The sequence below is a fragment of the Anaerostipes rhamnosivorans genome, from assembly GCF_005280655.1.
Classification (GTDB): Bacteria; Bacillota; Clostridia; order Lachnospirales; family Lachnospiraceae; genus Anaerostipes; species Anaerostipes rhamnosivorans.
Genome location: NZ_CP040058.1, coordinates 1,973,693 through 1,993,817, shown reverse-complemented (window position 1 = coordinate 1,993,817; position 20,125 = coordinate 1,973,693). Strand labels below are relative to the sequence as shown.

Annotated in this window: 20 protein-coding genes; 14 read left to right on the top strand and 6 right to left on the bottom strand. The window is 45.0% G+C overall.

Translation table 11 applies throughout. The annotated features are described in order from the left end of the window. The first annotated feature begins 11 nt into the window (after positions 1 to 11). The 3 genes from AR1Y2_RS09885 to AR1Y2_RS09875 are packed head-to-tail and all read left to right on the top strand — an operon-like array spanning position 12 to position 2,993. Positions 12 to 1,148, top strand: coding sequence for an acyl-CoA dehydrogenase family protein (locus AR1Y2_RS09885; protein ID WP_137328815.1), 1,137 nt, complete (start codon positions 12 to 14; stop codon positions 1,146 to 1,148). 29 nt (positions 1,149 to 1,177) lie between these two features. Further along, positions 1,178 to 1,981 (top strand): electron transfer flavoprotein subunit beta/FixA family protein, encoded by an 804-nt coding sequence (locus AR1Y2_RS09880; protein ID WP_137328814.1) that lies wholly within the window; start codon positions 1,178 to 1,180, stop codon positions 1,979 to 1,981. 13 nt (positions 1,982 to 1,994) lie between these two features. Beyond that, the gene (locus AR1Y2_RS09875) at positions 1,995 to 2,993 is read left to right on the top strand and encodes an electron transfer flavoprotein subunit alpha/FixB family protein (protein ID WP_137328813.1); all 999 of its coding nucleotides are present in this window, start codon (positions 1,995 to 1,997) and stop codon (positions 2,991 to 2,993) included. Between the two features lie 94 nt (positions 2,994 to 3,087). Here AR1Y2_RS09875 and AR1Y2_RS09870 read toward each other — a convergent pair whose 3' ends face one another. The 4 genes from AR1Y2_RS09870 to AR1Y2_RS09855 are packed head-to-tail and all read right to left on the bottom strand — an operon-like array spanning position 3,088 to position 5,426. Then, positions 3,088 to 3,693: a hypothetical protein gene (locus tag AR1Y2_RS09870; protein ID WP_137328812.1), complete on the bottom strand. Its 606-nt coding sequence runs from the start codon at positions 3,691 to 3,693 to the stop codon at positions 3,088 to 3,090. 49 nt (positions 3,694 to 3,742) lie between these two features. Further along, positions 3,743 to 4,216 (bottom strand): GNAT family N-acetyltransferase, encoded by a 474-nt coding sequence (locus tag AR1Y2_RS09865; RefSeq protein ID WP_137328811.1) that lies wholly within the window; start codon positions 4,214 to 4,216, stop codon positions 3,743 to 3,745. A gap of 40 nt (positions 4,217 to 4,256) precedes the next feature. After that, positions 4,257 to 4,619 carry a VOC family protein gene (locus AR1Y2_RS09860; protein WP_137328810.1) on the bottom strand — a complete coding sequence of 121 codons (363 nt, stop codon included), beginning with the start codon at positions 4,617 to 4,619 and terminating at the stop codon, positions 4,257 to 4,259. A 12-nt stretch (positions 4,620 to 4,631) separates the two neighbouring features. Beyond that, positions 4,632 to 5,426 carry a class I SAM-dependent methyltransferase gene (locus AR1Y2_RS09855; RefSeq protein WP_137328809.1) on the bottom strand — a complete coding sequence of 265 codons (795 nt, stop codon included), beginning with the start codon at positions 5,424 to 5,426 and terminating at the stop codon, positions 4,632 to 4,634. Positions 5,427 to 5,647: 221 nt separating this feature from the next. On the opposite strand from AR1Y2_RS09855, the gene AR1Y2_RS09850 reads away from it, so the two are divergent. The 4 genes from AR1Y2_RS09850 to AR1Y2_RS09835 all read left to right on the top strand — a co-directional run bounded on the left by AR1Y2_RS09850 (position 5,648) and on the right by AR1Y2_RS09835 (position 10,128). Continuing rightward, complete coding sequence (locus tag AR1Y2_RS09850) at positions 5,648 to 6,337, top strand: FadR/GntR family transcriptional regulator (RefSeq protein ID WP_137328808.1); 690 nt, start codon at positions 5,648 to 5,650, stop codon at positions 6,335 to 6,337. Between the two features lie 188 nt (positions 6,338 to 6,525). Beyond that, complete coding sequence (locus AR1Y2_RS09845; RefSeq protein WP_137328807.1) at positions 6,526 to 7,314, top strand: electron transfer flavoprotein subunit beta/FixA family protein; 789 nt, start codon at positions 6,526 to 6,528, stop codon at positions 7,312 to 7,314. Positions 7,315 to 7,528: 214 nt separating this feature from the next. Beyond that, positions 7,529 to 8,722, top strand: a complete 1,194-nt coding sequence (locus AR1Y2_RS09840; RefSeq protein WP_137328806.1) for an electron transfer flavoprotein subunit alpha — start codon at positions 7,529 to 7,531, stop codon at positions 8,720 to 8,722. A 2-nt stretch (positions 8,723 to 8,724) separates the two neighbouring features. Next, positions 8,725 to 10,128, top strand: a complete 1,404-nt coding sequence (locus tag AR1Y2_RS09835; RefSeq protein WP_137328805.1) for an FAD-binding oxidoreductase — start codon at positions 8,725 to 8,727, stop codon at positions 10,126 to 10,128. 73 nt (positions 10,129 to 10,201) lie between these two features. Here the strand turns inward: AR1Y2_RS09835 and AR1Y2_RS09830 are convergent, their stop codons facing one another. Further along, entirely contained in the window at positions 10,202 to 10,723 is a 522-nt protein-coding gene (locus tag AR1Y2_RS09830) for a flavin reductase family protein (RefSeq protein ID WP_137328804.1), read from the bottom strand. Between the two features lie 288 nt (positions 10,724 to 11,011). Between AR1Y2_RS09830 and aspS the strand changes: the two genes are divergently transcribed. The 6 genes from aspS to AR1Y2_RS09795 all read left to right on the top strand — a co-directional run bounded on the left by aspS (position 11,012) and on the right by AR1Y2_RS09795 (position 17,344). Then, positions 11,012 to 12,811 (top strand): aspartate--tRNA ligase, encoded by a 1,800-nt coding sequence (gene aspS, locus AR1Y2_RS09820; protein ID WP_137328803.1) that lies wholly within the window; start codon positions 11,012 to 11,014, stop codon positions 12,809 to 12,811. 13 nt (positions 12,812 to 12,824) lie between these two features. Then, a complete protein-coding gene (locus AR1Y2_RS09815; RefSeq protein WP_137328802.1) occupies positions 12,825 to 13,295 on the top strand; it encodes an ACT domain-containing protein in 471 nt (156 codons plus the stop codon). Between the two features lie 28 nt (positions 13,296 to 13,323). Beyond that, the gene (glyA, locus tag AR1Y2_RS09810) at positions 13,324 to 14,559 is read left to right on the top strand and encodes a serine hydroxymethyltransferase (RefSeq protein WP_137328801.1); all 1,236 of its coding nucleotides are present in this window, start codon (positions 13,324 to 13,326) and stop codon (positions 14,557 to 14,559) included. A 128-nt stretch (positions 14,560 to 14,687) separates the two neighbouring features. Beyond that, positions 14,688 to 15,869: an ROK family protein gene (locus tag AR1Y2_RS09805; RefSeq protein ID WP_137328800.1), complete on the top strand. Its 1,182-nt coding sequence runs from the start codon at positions 14,688 to 14,690 to the stop codon at positions 15,867 to 15,869. A gap of 23 nt (positions 15,870 to 15,892) precedes the next feature. After that, positions 15,893 to 16,657 carry a cupin domain-containing protein gene (locus AR1Y2_RS09800; protein ID WP_137328799.1) on the top strand — a complete coding sequence of 255 codons (765 nt, stop codon included), beginning with the start codon at positions 15,893 to 15,895 and terminating at the stop codon, positions 16,655 to 16,657. A gap of 9 nt (positions 16,658 to 16,666) precedes the next feature. After that, complete coding sequence (locus AR1Y2_RS09795; RefSeq protein WP_137328798.1) at positions 16,667 to 17,344, top strand: HAD family hydrolase; 678 nt, start codon at positions 16,667 to 16,669, stop codon at positions 17,342 to 17,344. 52 nt (positions 17,345 to 17,396) lie between these two features. On the opposite strand, the gene AR1Y2_RS09790 is transcribed toward AR1Y2_RS09795, so the two are convergent. Further along, complete coding sequence (locus AR1Y2_RS09790; RefSeq protein WP_137328797.1) at positions 17,397 to 18,032, bottom strand: lactate utilization protein; 636 nt, start codon at positions 18,030 to 18,032, stop codon at positions 17,397 to 17,399. 86 nt (positions 18,033 to 18,118) lie between these two features. On the opposite strand from AR1Y2_RS09790, the gene AR1Y2_RS09785 reads away from it, so the two are divergent. Then, the gene (locus AR1Y2_RS09785) at positions 18,119 to 20,125 is read left to right on the top strand and encodes a DNA topoisomerase (RefSeq protein ID WP_137328796.1); all 2,007 of its coding nucleotides are present in this window, start codon (positions 18,119 to 18,121) and stop codon (positions 20,123 to 20,125) included.

Here is a 20,125-nt window from a genome sequence, read left to right as displayed (position 1 = left end):
AGAAATCAATCATGGCATATTTAATTTCAGAGGAAGCAAACGATTTACTGCAGGACGTGAGAGAATTCTGTGAAAACGAAGTAAAAGAACAGTGCAAAGAATTTGATAAATCAGGAGAATGGCCGAAGGAGATTTACGATAAAGCCATCGAAATGCAGCTTCACTCCCTGGAGGTACCGGAAGAGTACGGCGGACCAGGACTTTCCAGAGTGGATGTGGCGGCTCTCATCGAGGAGATGGCTATTGCGGATGCAGGATTTGCCACGACCATTTCTGCCAGCGGACTGGGAACAAAACCGGTTTTAATCGCGGGAAATGAAGAACAGAAACAGCATGTATGCAGCCAGATTATAGAAGGCGGATTTGGGGCATTTTGTCTGACAGAGCCGGGAGCAGGCTCTGATGCCGGGGCAGGAACGACAACCGCGGTCAAAGATGGAGATGAGTACATACTAAACGGACGGAAGTGCTTTATCACAAACGGCGGTATCGCTTCTTTTTACTGTATTACAGCTATGACAGACAAAAGCAAGGGTGTCAAAGGAATCTCCATGTTCCTTGTGGATGCAGGAACTCCGGGACTGAGCACCGGAAATGAAGAAGATAAGATGGGAATCCGTACTTCCAACACTTGTGATGTGGTGCTGGAAGACTGCAGGATCCCGGCAGCAAATCTGATCGGCCAGGAAGGAAAAGGTTTTGGAATTGCCATGAAGACACTTGACCAGGCAAGGGCATGGATGGGATGTGTCGCCGCAGGAATCGCACAGAGAGGCATTAATGAAGCTATCGCCTACGGAAAAGAAAGGATCCAGTTCGGAAAACCGATCATCAGGAACCAGGCACTGCAGTTTAAGATCGCAGATATGGCAATCAAGACAGAGACAGCACGCCAGATGGTGGCCCACGCACTGACCAAAATGGATCTCTCACTCCCACATTCTAAAGAGGCAGCCATCGCAAAATGCTATGCCAGTGATATTGCAATGGAAGTGGCATCCGAAGCCATCCAGATGTTCGGAGGATACGGATACAGCAGAGAATATCCGGTGGAGAAACTTCTGCGCGACGCGAAGATTTTCCAGATCTTTGAGGGAAGCAATGAGATCCAGAGAATCGTCATCGCAAATAACACCATCGGCAGATAAGAAAACGACTGAACAAAGGAGTGAAGATTATGGAAATTTTAGTGTGTGTAAAACAGGTGCCGGATGATTCTGTGGAGGTACATTTGACAGACGAAGGAAAACCGGATCTTTCCAATATTACGCCTGTGGTCAACGCGTTTGACACTTATGCGCTGGAGATGGCAGCCCGCCTGAAAGAAGCCAGAGAAGGGGAGATCACGGCCCTCTGCATCGGCGGTGAGGAAGCCAGGAATTCATTAAAAAACTGCCTCGCAGTGGGAGCCGACCATGCGTATCTGGTCCGGGAGGATCAGTTTGACGGTTCGGACTCCAGAGGAATCAGCCATATTTTAATGTGTGCGGCCAAAAAGATAGAGGAAGATACGGGAAAGAAGTTTGACTTGATCTTCTGCGGAAAGGAAGCCACGGACGCAGCCCTTGGTCAGACAGGTGTAAGCCTTTCGGAGATGATGGGTATCGGAATTGTCACCAATGTGATTGAAGTGGACTCCTCTGAAGGCCGTGTGACCGCAAAGCAGGAAACAGAGGAGGGATACCGTCTGATAGAAACAGTAGCCCCCTGTGTGCTCACTGTGACAAAGCCGGATTATGATCCGAGATACCCAACTATCAAAAATAAAATGGCGGCAAGGAAAAAGCCCATTGGAACCTTAAAAGCAGAAGATCTGACCATGCTGGAACCTGAAAAAACAGGGGAGGCCGGAGCCTTTGTAAAAACTCTGAAGCTCTATGAACCGCCGAAAAAAGAGGCCGGAATCAAAATCCAGGAAGAGACAGCAGAGGATTCAGCGTTAAAAGCTGTGGCCATGATGGCAGACGCGAAAGTATTCTAAGGAGGAGTTTACAATGGATATGACAGAATATAAGAATATCGTGGTTTATATCGAAACCACGGAAAAAAATCCGGTCAAGGTCGGCCTGGAAATGCTCTCCCCCGCCAGACAAATTGCCGGGGAACTGGGAGGAAAGGTCCTTGCGGTCATGATTGGAGACGGGATCCGGGAAGCAGCCGAAAAAGCGGCGTCTTCCGGTGCGGATGAAGTTATCCTGGTTGAAGATCCGCAGTATAAAATGTTCCATCTGGACCGTTATACAAACGTTTTGGAGGCCGTGGCAGCTAAAGAGAAGCCGTTTGCGGTACTGGTCGGCGGCACTCAGGACGGAAAAGATCTTGCCCCGAAACTGGCGGCAAGACTTGGAGCAGGCTGTGTCTCTGATGTGATGGATATGAAGTTTGCTGACGGGAAAGTTGTTTATACTTGTCCTCTCTACGGGGGATGTGTCTTAAAGGATGTGGCCTTGGAAGAGTCTGTGCCGCAGATCGCCGTGCTGCGATCCGGAGCTTTTAAAAAGGCAGAAAATCCGGTCCAGGGTACCATCACCGAAAGAAACATTTCAGTTTCTGACGAAAAGATCCATCTGGACATCAAGGATGTGGTCAAAGAAATAGCCGAGACTGTCAACCTGGAAGACGCCGAGGTGATTGTGTCCGGCGGACGGGGTATGGGAAGCAAAGAAAACTTTTCCATGGTGAAAGAACTGGCGGATCTGCTGGGCGGAGTGGTGGGAGCCACAAGACCTGCCATCGAAGACGGATGGATCTCCAGAGTCCACCAGGTAGGGCAGTCAGGAAAGATCGTAGCGCCGAAGCTCTATATCGCCTGCGGTATTTCCGGCGCAACACAGCATGTCTCAGGAATTATGAATTCCGATTATATAGTAGCCATCAACAAAGATGAAGATGCGCCTATTTTTGAAGTGGCCAATATCGGCATCGTAGGCAATGTAGTAAATGTGCTTCCTGTTATGATCGAAGAGATCAAGAAGAGAAAGGAAGCAGAATAAACCAGCGTGTTTCTATGCTTAATGCATATTGACCATCTTAATGCACCTCCTGCCCAGGAGTATTCCAGGGCAGGAGGTATCCTCATGTTAATATTTACTTCTCAATTGAAATAAATGGAGGAAAGGTATCATAGCTATCGTTGCGCTGCATGGTTTCTACATCCACGTCAAAAGATTTGCCATCGTATTCATAGTGTAGCTTTTCCTCTTTGACATAAAAACGATGTTCTGACTGAAATGCAACTGGCTTGAAGCGCTCTTCCTGTATCGGCTGATCTCGGTACAATGCCTGGCTTTCTGATAATTTCAGCACATCATCTTCAAGCCGCACATCATAAATACCACTTACGATAGCCTCTGCCGCCACACTTTTTCCTGACGCTGAAATGAAACGAAAACATCCAGTAATATCGTTCGTGCTTTTTCTCTTTGCCAGCTCAAATCGGAATAGGGATACAGCACTAAAATCTTTTCTTAGTTTCTCCCGATGTTCATCCTTTCCTATGAGCCATATCTTTTCATTGGATATAATAAACATATCAAACTGAAATCCACTCTGGGAGTATTTTAGATTAGAAAAGGATATTTGATCAGAGTAAACGCCCTGTAACGCACCGTTTTCCAGTTCGTAAACTAATTCCTTTGTAAACAGCGTTTTGCCATCCACATTCGTCTCAATAAAGTTGATGATTTCTTTCATTTATACCTCTCCATCCTTTTATATAACTTCTGTGAATATTTTTATCATCTTAAAGTTTGCAAATCATTATATATTCTTCATCATTTTCAGCAATCGTGTAAAAACCTAAATCCTTATACATTTTTACAGCATAATTTGATTTTTGAACTGCCAAGGAAGTCTGTTTATATCCGTTTTTCTTTAATAGTTCAAGCATTCTTTTCATTAGATCTGTACCGATCCCATAACCTCTATATCCTTTATAAATTGAAATAGCAAATGATGGAGTTTTATCATCTACATGACCATAATCATCCATGATCCGTACCCATACAGCACCAACAACTTCATGATCTACTTCTGCGACAAAACCGTAATCGCCGATTCTTTTCCCAAACAAAGATATATATACTTGCAGCTCTGGCTGCTTTATAATGTCTTTCGGCGGCGGCTGTACTCCATTTGGAATAAAGATTGCTTCATATAGAAAATTATCTAGAAGATTAATCTCGTTTTGTTTTATCTCTCTAATAATATAATTCATAATTCTTTCCCGATTGTTTGTGATATTTAAAATTTGACAATTACACAAATTCTGCGATCACGACTTCGTTTCCGTCAAGATCGTTAAAGCGAACTTCATAGGTTCCCCAATCATACCGAATGGCTTCGGACAATGTAAGCCCTTTTTCCGTTAGATCTTCCATTGTTAAATCAAGATTTTGGGTTTGAAAAACAAAGGACTGATGTCCCGTCGGCTGTACATTACATTTTTTGCAATCCCATATACAAAGAGTGGGAGCATGTTCGATAAAACCGAGGTAAACCCCATTTGTATTATCATCATCAGTTTTCATAATGGGGATTCCCAATTTTAGTGTATAAAACTCAATTAGTTCTTTTGCGTGCTCAGAAAAAATATTGGTGCAATAGTATCCTGTTATCATCTTTTCACCTCATCAATTTTTGCTTGCTTTTACATGGATACGCCGAAACGTTTCAAAGCAAGCAGCATCTGGCTGTAATGTCTTTTTTATCATTGATTGAATGACATCATCTCGAAATTCCATTTTCATTTCCTCTGGGATATTGCTTATAAAGGGTACGATACTCGGCTGGTCTATCCATTTTATCATTTCATCCGCACTTGCAAAAAACCTATCCCGGTTTATTTCTGTAATACTGTATGTAGTAAAACCAGAAGCTGCTATGATTTTTTCATAAATATTTTTCGTCGGCATATACCAAGGCCATTCAAAGTTTCGAAAATATGGTTTGTATTTTTTACTATGAATTGTTTCTCGCATGACTTCAAAAAAATTAGAACAATTCCCATCACCTGCAAAATCCCATAAGAGTAAGCCGTTCTCTTTTAATGCTCTAAAAGCATTACTTAAAAGTCTTTCATGGTTCTTAACCCAATGTAGAGCTGCATTTGAAAATATAACATCGAACCTATTCTGAAAATCGATTGTGTTAATATCCATTTGCATAAACACTAAATTTGACTTCAGCCGGTTTTGGGCAGCAGCAATCATTCCCGCTGAAGCGTCAATTCCCAAAACTCTTCCTCTAGGTACGGATTGAGCCAGCTGTTCGGTTAAACCGCCATCTCCGCAGCCTAAATCAAGTATTTCCTCATCACCAGTTAAAGACAATTCGTCAATTAGGTTATTGCCCCATTCTTTTTGGTGCTTTGAAGCCTTTTTATATTTCTCTCCGTCAAATTCAAATGTTTTCATATTTATTACCATCCCATAAATCTCCAGCGTGTATGCTAATATACTTATTTACAATTATATCATGATATTCAAAAAACGTCATGGATTCTTCTTTCCACACCAAAAACATGATATTTAGCCAGGAAGAGACAGAAATCTGATGAAAAAGCCGGAAATAATACAAATTCCCTTGATTTCGGGATACCTGAAAGGTATAATTTTCTCCAAGTGTATTCATAGAAAGAGGGATAGAGATGCAGCAGGGAAAAGCATATGAAAAGGTGATAGAGCACATTAAGAAACAGATCATCAATCATGATCTGACCATTGGGGAGAAACTGCCTCCGGAGAGAGAAATTTCAGAGAACCTTGGCGTCAGCCGGAATTCTGTACGCGAGGCGATCCACATGCTCGAGATGATGGGTTTTATCTCAAGCCAACAGGGTGCGGGGAATTATGTTTCCTGTAACTTTGAAAAGAATCTGGTGGAATCCATGTCTATGATGTTTATTCTGCACAAACTGGACTACGGTTCCATCACACAGCTGCGTTTTGCGCTGGAGATGGAGGCCTTTGTTCTGGCCGTGGACAACATCAGCGAGGAGGAGATCCAGAGGATCGGTGAGTATATCTCAAATTTGGACAGAGGCAAAACCGAGGAAGAATGTGTGATCTGGGACAAAAAAATTCATTACGCCATAGCAAAGGCTTCCCGCAATGTTTTGATTATTGATATTTTACAGGCATTGTCCGATGTTTTGGACACCTATATCACAGATATGAGGCGGGAGATCTTTAAGGATGACAACAAAGAAAAGCTTCAGCAGACTCATAAAGAGATTGCAAAATGTATGATCGAAAAGAATCTGGAAGGCGGAAGAAGAGCAATCGAGGACCACTTTGACATTATCAACAAGACCTTGGAGCGAATGAAAGCTAGATAATTTGTGCAATATGACCAAAAATAATGGAATTTAAAAATAATACTAGACGGAAAATACAAATACGTTTATAATGAATATAAATTGGTAGGGCCAATACACAAAACAAGGAACCTGGAGATGAACAATCATTTCCAATTATTTTTCAGACGATTGGTAGGACCAATCGTGAAGGCAGGAGGAACGAAGATATGAATATTTTAGTTTGTATCAAGCAGGTACCGGAGTCCAACAAGGTGGAAGTAGATCCTAAGACTGGTGTCCTGAAGAGAAACGGCGCGGCATCCAAGATGAACCCTTATGATCTCTATGCCATAGAGACCGCAATGAAGTTAAAAGAAGAACTGGGAGGAAGTGTCAGTGTGATTACCATGGGGCCTCCTCAGGCAGCACAGGTGATCCGGGAAGCCTATGCCATGGGAGCAGACCATGGGGCACTGATTTCTGACCGGAGATTCGGGGGAGCCGATGTGCTGGCAACAAGCTACACTCTGGCACAGGGAATCAAAAAAATGGGAGATTTTGACCTGATCCTTTGCGGAAAGCAGACCACGGACGGAGATACAGCCCAGGTCGGTCCGGAAATTTCTGAATGGCTTGGCATCCCAAGCGTATCCAATGTCCGGAAGATTACCGAGGCTAATGAGCAGAATATCACAGTCGAGATGGATATGCCGGATGACATTGAGATCACCAGAATTACATATCCATGTCTCTTAGCAGTGGATAAGGACATTTTTCAGCCAAGACTTCCATCTTATGTGAGAAAAATGGAAAAAGCAGATACGGAAATCGTTATGCTCAGTCTGGATGACATGGATGACCAGGATGAAACTCATTACGGATTGAATGGTTCACCTACACAGGTCCAAAAGATTTTCCCTCCGGAAACAAACCACCATAGGGAACTGTGGAACGAGGAGAGCAGTATTCTTTCAGAAAAGCTGTTTCACAAAGTAAAAGAACTGAAATTTATATGACATTTTCCACATGATTTCCGTTCAGCTCTTAGAATGCCTCACTCCAATCATGTAGAAAATGGAGGTAATATCTGCTGGAGAAGGGATTCTGTCAAAAGAAAGGTGCCTCTTGTTTCTAAGAATCCTACGAAAGCAGACAAACTGTCAAATAAAGATGTTATTTTAAAGTGCGGCGTAGATAGCTGTAAAAGCACTCATTTAGGAGGGAATATATATGGCAAAGTTAGTAATTAACCAGGAAAAAATAAATGATCTTGGAGAGATGATCAAGCTCTGTCCGTTTGGGGCCATGGAAGAAAAGGACGGAAAACTGGAGATCAATTCAGCCTGCAAGATGTGTAAGCTGTGCGTAAAGAAAGGGCCCGAAGGAGCAGTAACCTACGTGGAGGACCAGAAGAAAGAGGAGATCGACAAATCTGCCTGGAACGGAATCGTAGTCTATGTGGATCATGTGGACGGAAAGATCCACCCGGTGACTTATGAACTGATTGGGAAGGCCAGAGAGCTGGCCAGGAAGATCTCCCATCCTGTGTATGCACTGTTCATCGGAAGCGGAATCAGGGAAGAAAGCGAAGAGCTGCTTCACTATGGAGTCGATCAGGTATTCTTGTATGACGACCCGGAACTAAACCGGTTTAAGATCGAGCCGTACACTGCAGTGTTTGAGGATTTTATACAGAAACAGCATCCGTCAGCTATTTTAGTAGGTGCCACAACCGTGGGCAGACAGCTGGCTCCGAGGGTAGCCGCAAGAATGAAGACAGGTCTTACGGCGGACTGTACGATCCTTGAGATGAACGAAAATACAGATCTCTCCCAGATACGCCCGGCTTTCGGTGGAAATATCATGGCCCATATCACCACGCCAAACCACCGTCCTCAAATGGCGACAGTGCGCTACAAGGTGATGAATGCCCCAGAACGGATGGAAGAGGCACACGGAGAGATCATAGAATGTTCCATTGACAAACCAAAACTTCAGACCAATGTGGAAGTACTGGACATTGTGTTAAAGGAAAAGGAAAAATTCATTGAATCTGCCGATGTGCTTGTGGTGGCAGGCCGAGGTGTCAAAAAAGAAGAGGATCTTTTGATGCTGACGGAACTGGCTGACCTGCTCGGCGGACAGGTGGCATGTACAAGGCCCGTGGCAGAAAACGGATGGCTGGACGCCAAAAAGCAGGTAGGCTTAAGCGGCCGGACCGTCCGGCCGAAACTGATGATTACCTGTGGCGTGTCCGGAGCCATTCAGTTTGTTGCCGGAATGGACCATTCGGATCAGATCATTGCTATCAACAAAGATGAGAAAGCTTCTATATTTAAAGTAGCACACTACGGCCTGGTGGGAGATTTATATGAAATCATTCCTCAGTTCATAGAAAAAATCAAAGTAAGTCAGGGGGCATAACTATGGATTATAAAAAATTAGATGAGAAAGATCTGGAATACATAAAACAAGTAATCAACGATGACGAGAGGATTTTGTCCGGGGAACATATCAATGAGGAGTACAGCCATGATGAGCTCTCCGGCACTCAGAGTTATCCCGATGTGGTAGTGAAAGCCGCAAATGCCCAGGAAATCTCAAAGATCATGTCTTATGCCTATGAGCATACGATCCCTGTCACCCCAAGAGGAGCGGGCACTGGATTGGTGGGATCTTCCGTGGCAATGGAACATGGCATCATGATTGATACGAGTCTCATGAACCAGATCCTGGAGCTGGACGAAGAAAATCTGACGGTCACAGTAGAGCCGGGAGTGCTCTTGATGGAATTATCCGCTTTTGTGGAGGAACACGATTTCTTCTACCCGCCGGATCCAGGTGAAAAATCTGCCACCATCGGAGGAAATATCAGTACAAACGCCGGTGGAATGAGGGCGGTGAAGTACGGAGTGACAAGGGATTATGTCCGTGGCCTGGAAGTGGTGCTGCCCAACGGAAGCATCGTGGAATTCGGCGGAAAGATCGTTAAGAACAGCTCTGGATATGCGATGAAGGATTTAATGGTCGGTTCGGAAGGAACACTGGGGATCATCACGAAAGCTGTCTTAAAGCTGCTCCCGCTTCCGAAAAAAGCCATCAGCCTCCTGATACCTTTTAAAGATCTCAACTCAGCGATACAAACGGTGCCGGAAATCATTAAGTCTAAGTCGATCCCTACGGCTATTGAGTTTATGCAGAGGGAAGTCATCGAGGACGCGGAGGAGTATCTGGGTAAGAAATTTCCTGACCATCAGGCGGATGCCTACTTGCTGCTGAAGTTTGACGGAAATTCAGCGGAAGAGATCGAGGCCGATTATGATAAGGTCGCAAAGCTCTGTTTAAGCCAGGGGGCGTTGGATGTGCTCATCTCCGATACGGAGGAGAGAGACGAATCCATCTGGAAAGCCAGGGGGGCATTTTTGGAGGCGATTAAGGGATCCACAACCTACATGGATGAGGTAGATGTGGTAGTTCCGAGAAATAAGATTAGTGAGATGGTCGAGTATATGCACAACCTTCATCATGAGGTAGATATCAGGATCAAGAGTTTCGGTCATGCAGGAGACGGTAACCTCCATGCCTATATTTTAAAGGACGATCTCACCGATGAGCAGTGGGAGGAACGGATGAAGATGGCTATGGATAAGATTTACCAGAAGGCAGCTGAATTAAACGGCCAGGTGTCCGGTGAACATGGGATCGGATATGCCAAAAAACCTTATCTCAATGAATCCCTTGAGGAAGAAACCATGAACATCATGAGGGGAATCAAAGCAGCCTTTGATCCAAAAAATATCCTGAACCCTCATAAAGTTTGTCAGATATAAGAACTAGGAATTTCTTATGACATAAATATAAAATCCGATGGAGACCTGACGGTTTCCATCGGATTTTATTGTTTTAATCTTGTTTTACGAGGATCTGTTCGATCTCTGCCACATATAAAGTATGGTAATCTTTATCTGCGTACCACTGTGCATCCAGTGCCTTTGCGTCTCCTATGAACCCTTCCGGGTCCATGGGCTGGCAAAACAGCTTTTTACACATCAGGACGATCTTTGCTTCCTCAAAATACGGAATTCCGTTGGCATCGGTTGGAGTCAGCCTTGTCTTTGAGATTTTATCTTCGGTCCGTCCGGACACACTTCCAAGATAAGTCAGATCCTTCTTAAAGGCCTCGTCATAAAATGACAGGGAAAAAGTATCAGAATTATCGATAAATTCTTTTGTATAGCGCTGCGGACGGATCACAGACAATGCTACGTCCTTGCCCCACATGACTCCGAATCCACCCCAGGATGCGGTCATCGTGTTGATCTTGCCCTCGCTGTTTTTGGCGGTTACCAGCATCCAGTCCTTCCCAATCAGGCGGAAGGCACTCTGGTCAAAATCCTCTGGTGCAACAATTGCATATTCACTCATGTTACTTGCCTCCTTTTTTATGTATTTACCATTATAATGCATTTTTCTTTAAAAGTACAGAATTTAAGAAACAATTGTTGGGTGGCAGATACTGCTCTTTTTTCTATTGAATAAAGTAACTGGGAAAGAAAAAGGAGCAGCCTTCGGAAGTTATTTACCATTGCTGGAGGAGCGCATTTTAAAAGTGCGACGGAGACAGTGGTAAATAACTCATAAGTTTCATTGAAATTCAACCATTCCTTATGATATAATGACAAACAGGTTTAATATATGTAAGGAGGAAGCAACATGGCAGAGTCAATGGCCGGGCTATCACGCAGCCACAGGTGTACAGAAGTGAGCCGTGAAAATATCGGTGAGAAAGTAACCGTCATGGGATGGGTACAGAAGAGAAGAAATTTAGGAAGTCTTATATTTGTTGATTTAAGAGACCGCTCAGGATTGCTGCAGCTGGTTTTTGATGAAGATACATTGGCAGACGACGATTATGAAAAAGCCAATTCCCTGCGGAACGAATACGTGATCGCGGCAGAAGGAGAAGTGCAGAAACGAAGCGCCGCGATCAATGAAAATTTAAAAACAGGGGATATAGAGATCAAGGTAACCAAGTTAAGGATCCTTTCTGAGTCCAAAACACCGCCGTTTCCTGTAGATGATCAACAGACAGTCAAGGATGAGCTGCGCCTTAAATACCGCTACCTGGATTTAAGAAGGCCGAACCTTCAGAAGAATCTTCTGATCCGCAGCCAGGTCACAAAGACAGCGAGAGACTTTTTGGCAGAAGAAGGATTTCTGGAGATAGAAACCCCAATCCTTGGAAAAAGTACGCCAGAGGGGGCCAGGGACTATCTGGTGCCGAGCCGTGTACATCCGGGCAGTTTCTATGGGCTTCCACAGTCACCGCAGCTGTTTAAGCAGCTCTTGATGTGTTCCGGCGTAGACCGCTACTATCAGATCGCTAAATGCTTCCGGGATGAAGATTTAAGGGCAGACCGCCAGCCTGAATTTACACAGATTGATATGGAGCTGTCCTTTGTGGACGTGGATGACGTGATCGATGTCAATGAACGGCTGCTTAAGAGAGTGTTTAAGGACGTGCTTAACGTGGATGTACAGATCCCCATGAAGCGTCTCACCTATCAGGAAGCCATGGACAGGTTTGGTTCTGACAAGCCGGATACAAGGTTTGGAATGGAACTGGTCAATGTATCGGAAACAGTTTCCGGCTGTGACTTTATGGTCTTTAAAGGGGCACTGGAAAACGGAGGTTCCGTTAGAGGATTAAACGCCAGGGGACTCGGAGATCTGGGCCGTAAAAAGATTGACGCCTTTGTGGATTTCGCCAAGGAATTCGGTGCCAAGGGTCTTGCCTATATCCAGTTAAAAGAGGACGGAAGTGTAAAATCCTCCTTCGCCAAGTTTATGAAAGAAGAGGAAATGACGGCGCTGATCGACGCCATGGAAGGAAAGCCGGGGGATCTGCTCTTATTTGCTGCGGACAAGGACTCTGTGGTCTATGATGTCCTTGGCAATCTCCGTCTGGAGATCGGTAAGAAGTATGATATGATCGATGAATCCCTATACAATTTCCTTTGGGTGACAGAATTCCCTCTTCTGGAATGGAACGAAGAACAGAACCGCTATACAGCCATGCATCATCCGTTTACTATGCCGATGGAAGAAGATCTTGAGTACATTGACACGGATCCGGGTAAGGTCAGAGCCAAAGCTTACGATATTGTACTGAATGGTACAGAGCTGGGCGGAGGTTCCGTCAGAATCCACCGTGATGACATCCAGAAGGCAATGTTTAAATCTCTTGGATTTACAGAAGAAGATGCCAATGAACGGTTTGGATTCCTCCTGGAGGCTTTCCAGTACGGGGTGCCGCCTCATGCAGGCCTGGCGTACGGCCTGGACCGTCTTGTCATGTGGATGACCGGCGAGGACAGCATCCGTGACGTTATTGCATTCCCGAAGGTAAAAGATGCTTCCTGTCTGATGACACAGGCACCGGGCGGAGTGGTCACAGTGCAGCTTGATGAGCTTGGAATCGAAATAAAGGAAAACGATACGAACGAGGAATAAGGAGAAGCAGATTATGGAGAAAATGTTATTTAGCGGCGTGTTGTCAAACACAGATGTTGCACAGGTGGCGATCAAGGGATTAAAGCATGAACCGGGCATTGCGGCAAAACTGTTCACTGCCATCGCAGACAAAGGGATCAATGTAGAATTGATCCTACAGTCCATCGGAAGAAAAGACAGCAAGGATATTTCCTTTGTTGTGAAAAAGTCAGATGCTGATGCGGCTGTGGAGACTTTGAAGGAAACATTTGAGGAAGACTCATACAAAGAAATCGTCTCCGACAAAAACGTAGGGATCGTCTCCATCGTTGGTGCGGGAATGATGTCAAACTCAGGGGCAGCATCTAAAATGTTTGAAGCCCTTTATAACAAAGGCGTCAACATCCATATGATCTATACATCCGAGATCAAGATCACAGTCCTGATCAGAGAAAGCCGTGTGGAAACAGCTGTGGAAGCGTTAAAGGAACAATTCCAAGATTAACATATAAATATAATAGGAGGACACAGAGATGTTCGATTTTAACGAAGTGAAGAATTATGATCCTGAAGTTGCCGGGGCAATGCAGGACGAGTTATCCAGACAGAGAAATAATCTGGAGCTGATTGCTTCTGAGAATTTAGTATCAAAAGCAGTCATGGCAGCCATGGGCAGTCATCTGACCAACAAATATGCGGAAGGGTATCCTGGAAAGAGATATTACGGCGGTTGTGAGTTCGTGGATGTGGTAGAAAATCTGGCCAGAGAACGCGCAAAAGAATTGTTTGGCTGTGAATATGTCAATGTTCAGCCCCACTCCGGAGCCCAGGCTAACATGGCAGTATTTTTCGCTGTCTTAAATCCGGGAGATACTTATATGGGAATGAGCCTGGACCACGGCGGACATTTATCCCACGGAAGCCCTGTCAATATGTCAGGAAAATACTACAACTGTGTACCTTACGGTGTCAACGATGAGGGATTCCTTGACTACGATAATGTACTTGAGATCGCAAAGGAATGTAAGCCGAAGCTGATCATCGCAGGTGCCAGTGCATACGCAAGATCCATTGATTTTAAGAAGTTTCGTGAGATCGCTGACGAAGTCGGAGCTGTACTCATGGTGGATATGGCACATATCGCAGGATTGGTGGCAGCAGGCGTGCACCAGAGCCCGATCCCTTATGCTCATGTGACAACCACAACTACCCATAAGACATTGAGAGGTCCTCGCGGCGGCATGATCCTGTGCAGCAATGAGATCAATGAAAAATATAATTTCAACAAAGCTATTTTTCCAGGCATCCAGGGCGGTCCGCTGATGCATGTGATCGCTGGAAAAGCAGTATGCTTTAAAGAGGCATTGTCTGATGACTTCAAGGACTACGGAAAACAGGTAGTCAAAAATGCGGCAGCACTTGCAAAAGCATTGATGGAAGAAGGATTTGACATCGTATCCGGCGGAACAGACAATCATTTGATGCTGGTAGATCTTAAAAAATATGATTTGACCGGAAAAGAGGCAGAAAAGGTTTTAGATTCTGTCCATATCACATGTAATAAAAATACAGTACCAAACGATCCGAAATCCCCGTTCGTCACATCAGGACTCCGTCTCGGAACACCGGCTGTGACAACCAGAGGATTAAAAGAAGAGGATATGGCAGCCATCGCAAAGGCTATCCGTTTCACACTCTTAGACCAGAAGCTTGAAGAGGCAAAACAGCTGGTAAAAGAACTGACAGAAAAATATCCTTTATATGAGTAAACTAAGCAGAGCAGTATAAAAAGAAGCGCCAGTCATCCAATGTGATTTCTGGCGCTTCTTTTTATGGCATTGACAACAGATGGGACTTCTCTTATAATATAATTAATAACACCAGTGGAGAAAATAATATGAAAAATCAAAAACAACAAGACCAGCTGCAGATGAAGATCAGCAACCGTCAGCTGGTACTCAACCAAATCAAGTCATCTGACAATGTTTCCCGGGCCTCTCTGGCCAAGGAATTAAAAATGAGTCCTACCAGCATGACCAGGATCTGTGGGGACCTGTCAGATCTGGGTTTTATTAAAGAATCCCAGGGAGATTCCAAGGGCGTCGGAAGAAAAGCATTGTTACTGGAAAGAAATCCCCATGCCTTTTACAGCCTTGGTATCCTGGTACGCCTGGATTTTATAAGTTTTCTGGTCATGGATTACAAAGAGCAGATCCTCGCCATAAAAAAATGGATGCTGCCTGTGGCCGGAAGCCCGGAAGAAGTAGCGGAGCTGATCAAAGATTGTTTTGACAAATGCAGATCAGAGATTCCGGAAATCATGGACAGAGTAAAAGCAGCCGGAGTGAGTTTCCCGGGGGTGGTCTCGGAAGACGGCAGACGTATTATAAGATCCAGGTTCACCGGTTGGGAAGAGACAGACTTCCAAGAACTTCTCAGAAAGAAAACGGGTTTGTATATCTGTCTGGAAAATGATGTGAAGGCATCTGTCCTGGAGGAATACTTTCATTTTCCGGAACTGCAGGTAAACCGTCTGGCATTTTTAAGCCTGAGCATTGATGTGGGAGCAGCGTTTATGAACGAAGGCAGGATCATAGGGGGAGCCTGCGGGGAGATTGCCCATAAGATTTTGGTTTACGGCGGACGGAAGTGCAGCTGCGAAAAATCCGGCTGTGTCTCAGCTTACCTCTCTGTCCAGGAAATTTTAAACCAGGCAGAGGAAGCTGGAGGACGGTGTAATGACCTTACGGATCTTGCAGCTGCATATGACCGGAAGGAACCTTGGGCACAAGAACTGATGACCCGCCTTGGAGGATACACAGCGCTTCTGATCCAGGATATGATGGTCTGGAACAATCCAGAGATCATCCTTTTGGGGGGAAGGACGGTGAGGGACCTGCCTATGCTGCTTGATGAAGCCTTAAAGAGGCAGGATATTTTAAATCAGGACCTGCTGAAGGAAACCATAATTTGTGAATCAAAGAATACCGGAAATGAGAGTATGCTCGGAGCGGCCTATCTTGCCATGGAGTATTATGAAAAGATAAGACTTAACCAGTTGAGAGAGATGGAACTATAAATTTGCATTTAAGGAGGGAATCAATGAAAGAACAACAAATCATGGACGTCCGGCGGATGGAGTGGAATTACCGCCCTAATTCAGTCACCGGAAAAGTATTTGGACAAAAACCACTGGTAGAGGATAAGGATATGGAAGTCAGCATCGTTATGAACCGCTATCCTGCAGGTTTTCAGACGGTGACCCATACCCACCCGTGTGGCCATGGACTTTATATTCTGGAGGGACAGATCAAAACAAACGGCAGTGTTTACGGGCCGGAGACCCTTATCTGGTATCCGGAAGGATGTGTTGCCGAACACGGCGCCACCCAGCATGATGATGCCACGGTGCTCTTGATCTCCAACAAGGCCTTTTCGATTCATTACATAAAGGATGAGGAAGAAAAGAAACGGCTGGACAAAGGAATCCAGCCGGTTATTAGCGACGTGGGAAGAATGCCGTGGTTTTACCGCATGGCAAGCACAACCGGAAAGATGTTCGGAAAAAAACAACTGCATTTGGATGAGGCAACCGGAATGCAGATCAACTACATCAATTATCCAGCGGGATTCACTACAGATACCCATACCCATCCTTCCGCCCATGGCTTGTTTGTTTTGTCAGGGCAGCTGAAATCAAATGATGAGTACTTTGGGCCGGGCACCATGGTATGGTATGAGGAAGGGTGTATCGCAGAGCACGGAGCCACAGCGCATGAGGATTTAATCTGTCTGCAGATATCCAACAAAGACTTTTCTATCCAATACAGGCAGAAAGATTACCAGAAAATAAAAAATGAAAGATAGGAAGAAAAAATGGACTTAAAAGGAATTATATTTGACTTTAACGGAACTATGTATATTGACGGAGACAAACAGGAGGCCGCATGGTTTGAATTCTTTCAGAAATATGCAGAAGGGAAATATACGGTGAAACAGCTGCATGAAATGATCCATGGTGTCAACGGAGGAGAGCTGTTGAAGATGGCTTTAAATCCGGAACTTACCGAGGATGAGATTTATAAGCTGACGGAAGAGAAGGAAGATATTTACCGTAATATGTGTCTGAATGACCCGGAAGGGATGAATTTCACGCAGGGGCTTCCGGAATTTCTCACGGAGCTGAAGGAGAGGAAGATTCCGTTTGCCATCGCCACGGCCTCAGCTATCGGAAATGTCCGTTTTTACATAAAGCATATGCATCTGGACCACTGGGTCCCTGTTGAAAATATCGTGTACGATGACGGGACCTTTTTGGGGAAACCGGAGCCGGATATCTATCTGCTGGCCATGGAGAGGATCGGCCTTAAGCCTTCCCAATGTGTTGTCTTTGAAGATGCGGATGCGGGAATTGAAGCCGCAAGGAGAGCGGGGGCTGGAAAGATCATAGCCATTGGGCCCAAGGAGGAGCATAAGAGACTGCGCTTACTTCCGGGAGTAACAGGAGTTATACAAGATTTCAGGGACATCAGTCCAGACATTTTAAAGGAATAAAAAAAGAACCCGCGGTGTGTCTAATTTGGTCATACACCGCGGTCTTAAGGATTTAATATCCCAGATCTTCCCCTACTAAGATGATCTTAATACGGTCTTTCTGTCCGCATCTTCTTGTGATCAGCAGGTGGGAACAGATGGAAGAATCACCATAACATTCTCCGCAGTGTCCGGTGATGGAACAAGGGGTCGTAAGCCCCAGACGGATGGTATTTGGACAGGCAGCTTTGCTTCTTGTGCGGTGCACACCCTCTTCTACGGTGCTTACGACCTTATTCATTCCGACAATCAGGATTACCTGTCTAGGACCGTAGCTTAAGCATCCAACCCGGTTTCCGGAACCGTCAATATTGATCAGTTCTCCTTCCAGGGTGATGGCATTTGTACTCATAAGATAAGTATCCGCCAGAACGGCTTTGGCATAAATCTGACGCTGTTCCTCATAGTTCTTGGCTGCCGCCCGGTCTACCACTTCATAATCGGCAGAATTCTTTACGGCATCCAAAAGGCCGATCTCTGCAACACTCATGGAGCCTCCCCATGAAACGACTGATCCCTTTTCTATGTAGGATAAAGCCTGTTCTAAAGCTTCTTCTTTTGTAGCACAGTAAACCCCTGTGAAGTTTCTTTTTTCCATGTTCTTGATAATTGTTGCCGCAGTTACTTCATTTGCTTTTTCCATACTCATATCAAACACACTCCTTTGCTGATTTTATCTCTGGATATTATTGTATCACAGGAGACTTAAATATGGTATAATAGCAAAAGAAAAAAATGAAAGCAGGATTACGTTTGAAGTCATTATTTATTACCGAAAAACCAAGTGTGGCGAGAGAATTTGCCAACGCATTAGACCTAAAACCGTCCAGCAGAGACGGATATCTTGAGAGTGAAAATACTGTGATCACATGGTGCGTGGGTCACCTGGTCACTATGTCATATCCGGACAAGTATGATCCAAAGCTGAAACGCTGGGAACTGGAAACACTGCCGTTTCTTCCTGAAGATTTTAAGTACGAGATCATCCCGGCGGTGAAGAAGCAGTATGACATCGTGAGTTCCCTTCTGAACAGGGAAGATATCGATACCATCTATGTTTGTACTGACTCCGGACGGGAAGGGGAATATATCTACCGGCTGGTGGACCAGGAAGCCCACGTGACGGGAAAGCGGAAGAAGAGGGTCTGGATTGACTCCCAGACAAAGGAGGAGGTACTCCGGGGTGTTCGGGAGGCCAAAGACTTAGATGAGTATGATAACCTGGCGTCTGCCGCGTATTTAAGAGCCAAGGAAGACTATTTGATGGGGATCAATTTCTCCAGGGTTTTGACATTAAAGTATGGATGGACGCTGGGAAACTTTATGAAGCAGAAGAGAAGTGTCGTGGTGGCAGTGGGACGGGTTATGACCTGCGTTCTCGGGATGATCGTCAAAAGAGAAAGAGAGATCAGGGGCTTCGTGCCCACACCGTTTTATAAGGTGCTCTCTCATATCACACCTCAGGGTGTTAAAATCGAGTCCGAGTGGAAGGCGGTCAAAGGATCCAGGTATTTTGAATCAAAGAAATTATACAAGGACAACGGTTTTCTGAAAAAAGAGGACGCACAAGCCTTTATAAAAGAGATTGAGGAAGCATCCGGCATGGAGACGGTCGTGGAAGCTTCCACAAAACGCCAGGAGAAAAAGAATCCGCCGCTTTTATACAATCTTGCAGAGCTTCAGAATCAATGCTCTAAGATGTTTAAGCTAAGCCCTGATGAGACCTTAAAAATCGTACAAGAGCTGTATGAAAAAAAGCTGGTCACTTATCCAAGGACCGACGCGAGGGTCTTGTCCACGGCCGTCAGCAAGGAAATCTATAAAAATCTATCAGGCTTAAAGAATTATGGGATCTTGTCGGAAACGGCAGCGGACATCCTGGAAAAAAAGTCCTACACGGGGCTTGCCAAAACCAGGTATGTGGATGATAAAAAGATCACAGACCATTATGCCATTATTCCTACAGGACAGGCCCTGAACAATTTAAAAAGTATCTCGCAGACCGGACAAAAGGTGTATGAAGTGATTGTCCGGCGGTTTCTATGTATCTTTCTGCCTCCGGCTGTATATTCTAAGATAAAGCTTGTTACAAAAACAGCAGGCGAAACCTTCACGGCTAACTTTAAGCTGCTTGTGGATCCCGGATATCTTACGGTAGCCGGCGGAAAAGAAGCCAAAAAGGAAGATTCTGTTTCAAAAGAACAGATTGACGCCATTCTTTCCCTGAAAAAGGGAATGAAGCTTCCGATTAAAAAGCATCTGATCAAGGATGGAACCACAACACCGCCGAAGCGCTATAATTCCGGATCCCTAATCCTTGCCATGGAGAATGCCGGGCAGCTGATCGAAGATGAGGATCTGAGGGCACAGATCAAGGGAAGCGGCATCGGCACCAGTGCCACACGGGCTGAGATCGTCAAGAAACTGATTAATAACAAGTACATTGCACTGAACAAAAAGACGCAGACGGTGACGCCCACACTTATGGGGGAGATGATCTTTGACGTAGTCAGGGGATCCATTCAATCCCTTCTGAATCCGGAGCTGACAGCCAGCTGGGAGAAGGGTCTTACCTATGTGGCGGAGGGCACGGTCAGCGAAGAAGAATATATGAAGAAGCTGAATCATTTTGTGGCGAAGCATACAGATTTAGTGAAAAAGACCAATCATCAGTATGTACTGCGCCAGATGTTTGATCAGACCGCTCAGTATTATAATACCAAGAAAGGGAAAGGTGAATGA

What these genes read in the sequence shown, in the direction of transcription:
- AR1Y2_RS09840 (WP_137328806.1), top strand. Translation starts at nt 7,529, where the DNA reads ATGGCAAAGTTAGTAATTAACCAGGAAAAAATAAATGATCTTGGAGAG.
- AR1Y2_RS09850 (WP_137328808.1), top strand. Translation starts at nt 5,648, where the DNA reads ATGCAGCAGGGAAAAGCATATGAAAAGGTGATAGAGCACATTAAGAAA.
- AR1Y2_RS09795 (WP_137328798.1), top strand. Translation starts at nt 16,667, where the DNA reads ATGGACTTAAAAGGAATTATATTTGACTTTAACGGAACTATGTATATT.
- AR1Y2_RS09855 (WP_137328809.1), bottom strand. Translation starts at nt 5,426, where the DNA reads ATGGTAATAAATATGAAAACATTTGAATTTGACGGAGAGAAATATAAA.
- AR1Y2_RS09885 (WP_137328815.1), top strand. Translation starts at nt 12, where the DNA reads ATGGCATATTTAATTTCAGAGGAAGCAAACGATTTACTGCAGGACGTG.
- AR1Y2_RS09860 (WP_137328810.1), bottom strand. Translation starts at nt 4,619, where the DNA reads ATGATAACAGGATACTATTGCACCAATATTTTTTCTGAGCACGCAAAA.
- AR1Y2_RS09870 (WP_137328812.1), bottom strand. Translation starts at nt 3,693, where the DNA reads ATGAAAGAAATCATCAACTTTATTGAGACGAATGTGGATGGCAAAACG.
- AR1Y2_RS09785 (WP_137328796.1), top strand. Translation starts at nt 18,119, where the DNA reads ATGAAAGCAGGATTACGTTTGAAGTCATTATTTATTACCGAAAAACCA.
- AR1Y2_RS09815 (WP_137328802.1), top strand. Translation starts at nt 12,825, where the DNA reads ATGGAGAAAATGTTATTTAGCGGCGTGTTGTCAAACACAGATGTTGCA.
- AR1Y2_RS09875 (WP_137328813.1), top strand. Translation starts at nt 1,995, where the DNA reads ATGGATATGACAGAATATAAGAATATCGTGGTTTATATCGAAACCACG.
- glyA (WP_137328801.1), top strand. Translation starts at nt 13,324, where the DNA reads ATGTTCGATTTTAACGAAGTGAAGAATTATGATCCTGAAGTTGCCGGG.
- AR1Y2_RS09865 (WP_137328811.1), bottom strand. Translation starts at nt 4,216, where the DNA reads ATGAATTATATTATTAGAGAGATAAAACAAAACGAGATTAATCTTCTA.
- AR1Y2_RS09845 (WP_137328807.1), top strand. Translation starts at nt 6,526, where the DNA reads ATGAATATTTTAGTTTGTATCAAGCAGGTACCGGAGTCCAACAAGGTG.
- AR1Y2_RS09800 (WP_137328799.1), top strand. Translation starts at nt 15,893, where the DNA reads ATGAAAGAACAACAAATCATGGACGTCCGGCGGATGGAGTGGAATTAC.
- AR1Y2_RS09790 (WP_137328797.1), bottom strand. Translation starts at nt 18,032, where the DNA reads ATGAGTATGGAAAAAGCAAATGAAGTAACTGCGGCAACAATTATCAAG.
- AR1Y2_RS09805 (WP_137328800.1), top strand. Translation starts at nt 14,688, where the DNA reads ATGAAAAATCAAAAACAACAAGACCAGCTGCAGATGAAGATCAGCAAC.
- aspS (WP_137328803.1), top strand. Translation starts at nt 11,012, where the DNA reads ATGGCAGAGTCAATGGCCGGGCTATCACGCAGCCACAGGTGTACAGAA.
- AR1Y2_RS09835 (WP_137328805.1), top strand. Translation starts at nt 8,725, where the DNA reads ATGGATTATAAAAAATTAGATGAGAAAGATCTGGAATACATAAAACAA.
- AR1Y2_RS09880 (WP_137328814.1), top strand. Translation starts at nt 1,178, where the DNA reads ATGGAAATTTTAGTGTGTGTAAAACAGGTGCCGGATGATTCTGTGGAG.
- AR1Y2_RS09830 (WP_137328804.1), bottom strand. Translation starts at nt 10,723, where the DNA reads ATGAGTGAATATGCAATTGTTGCACCAGAGGATTTTGACCAGAGTGCC.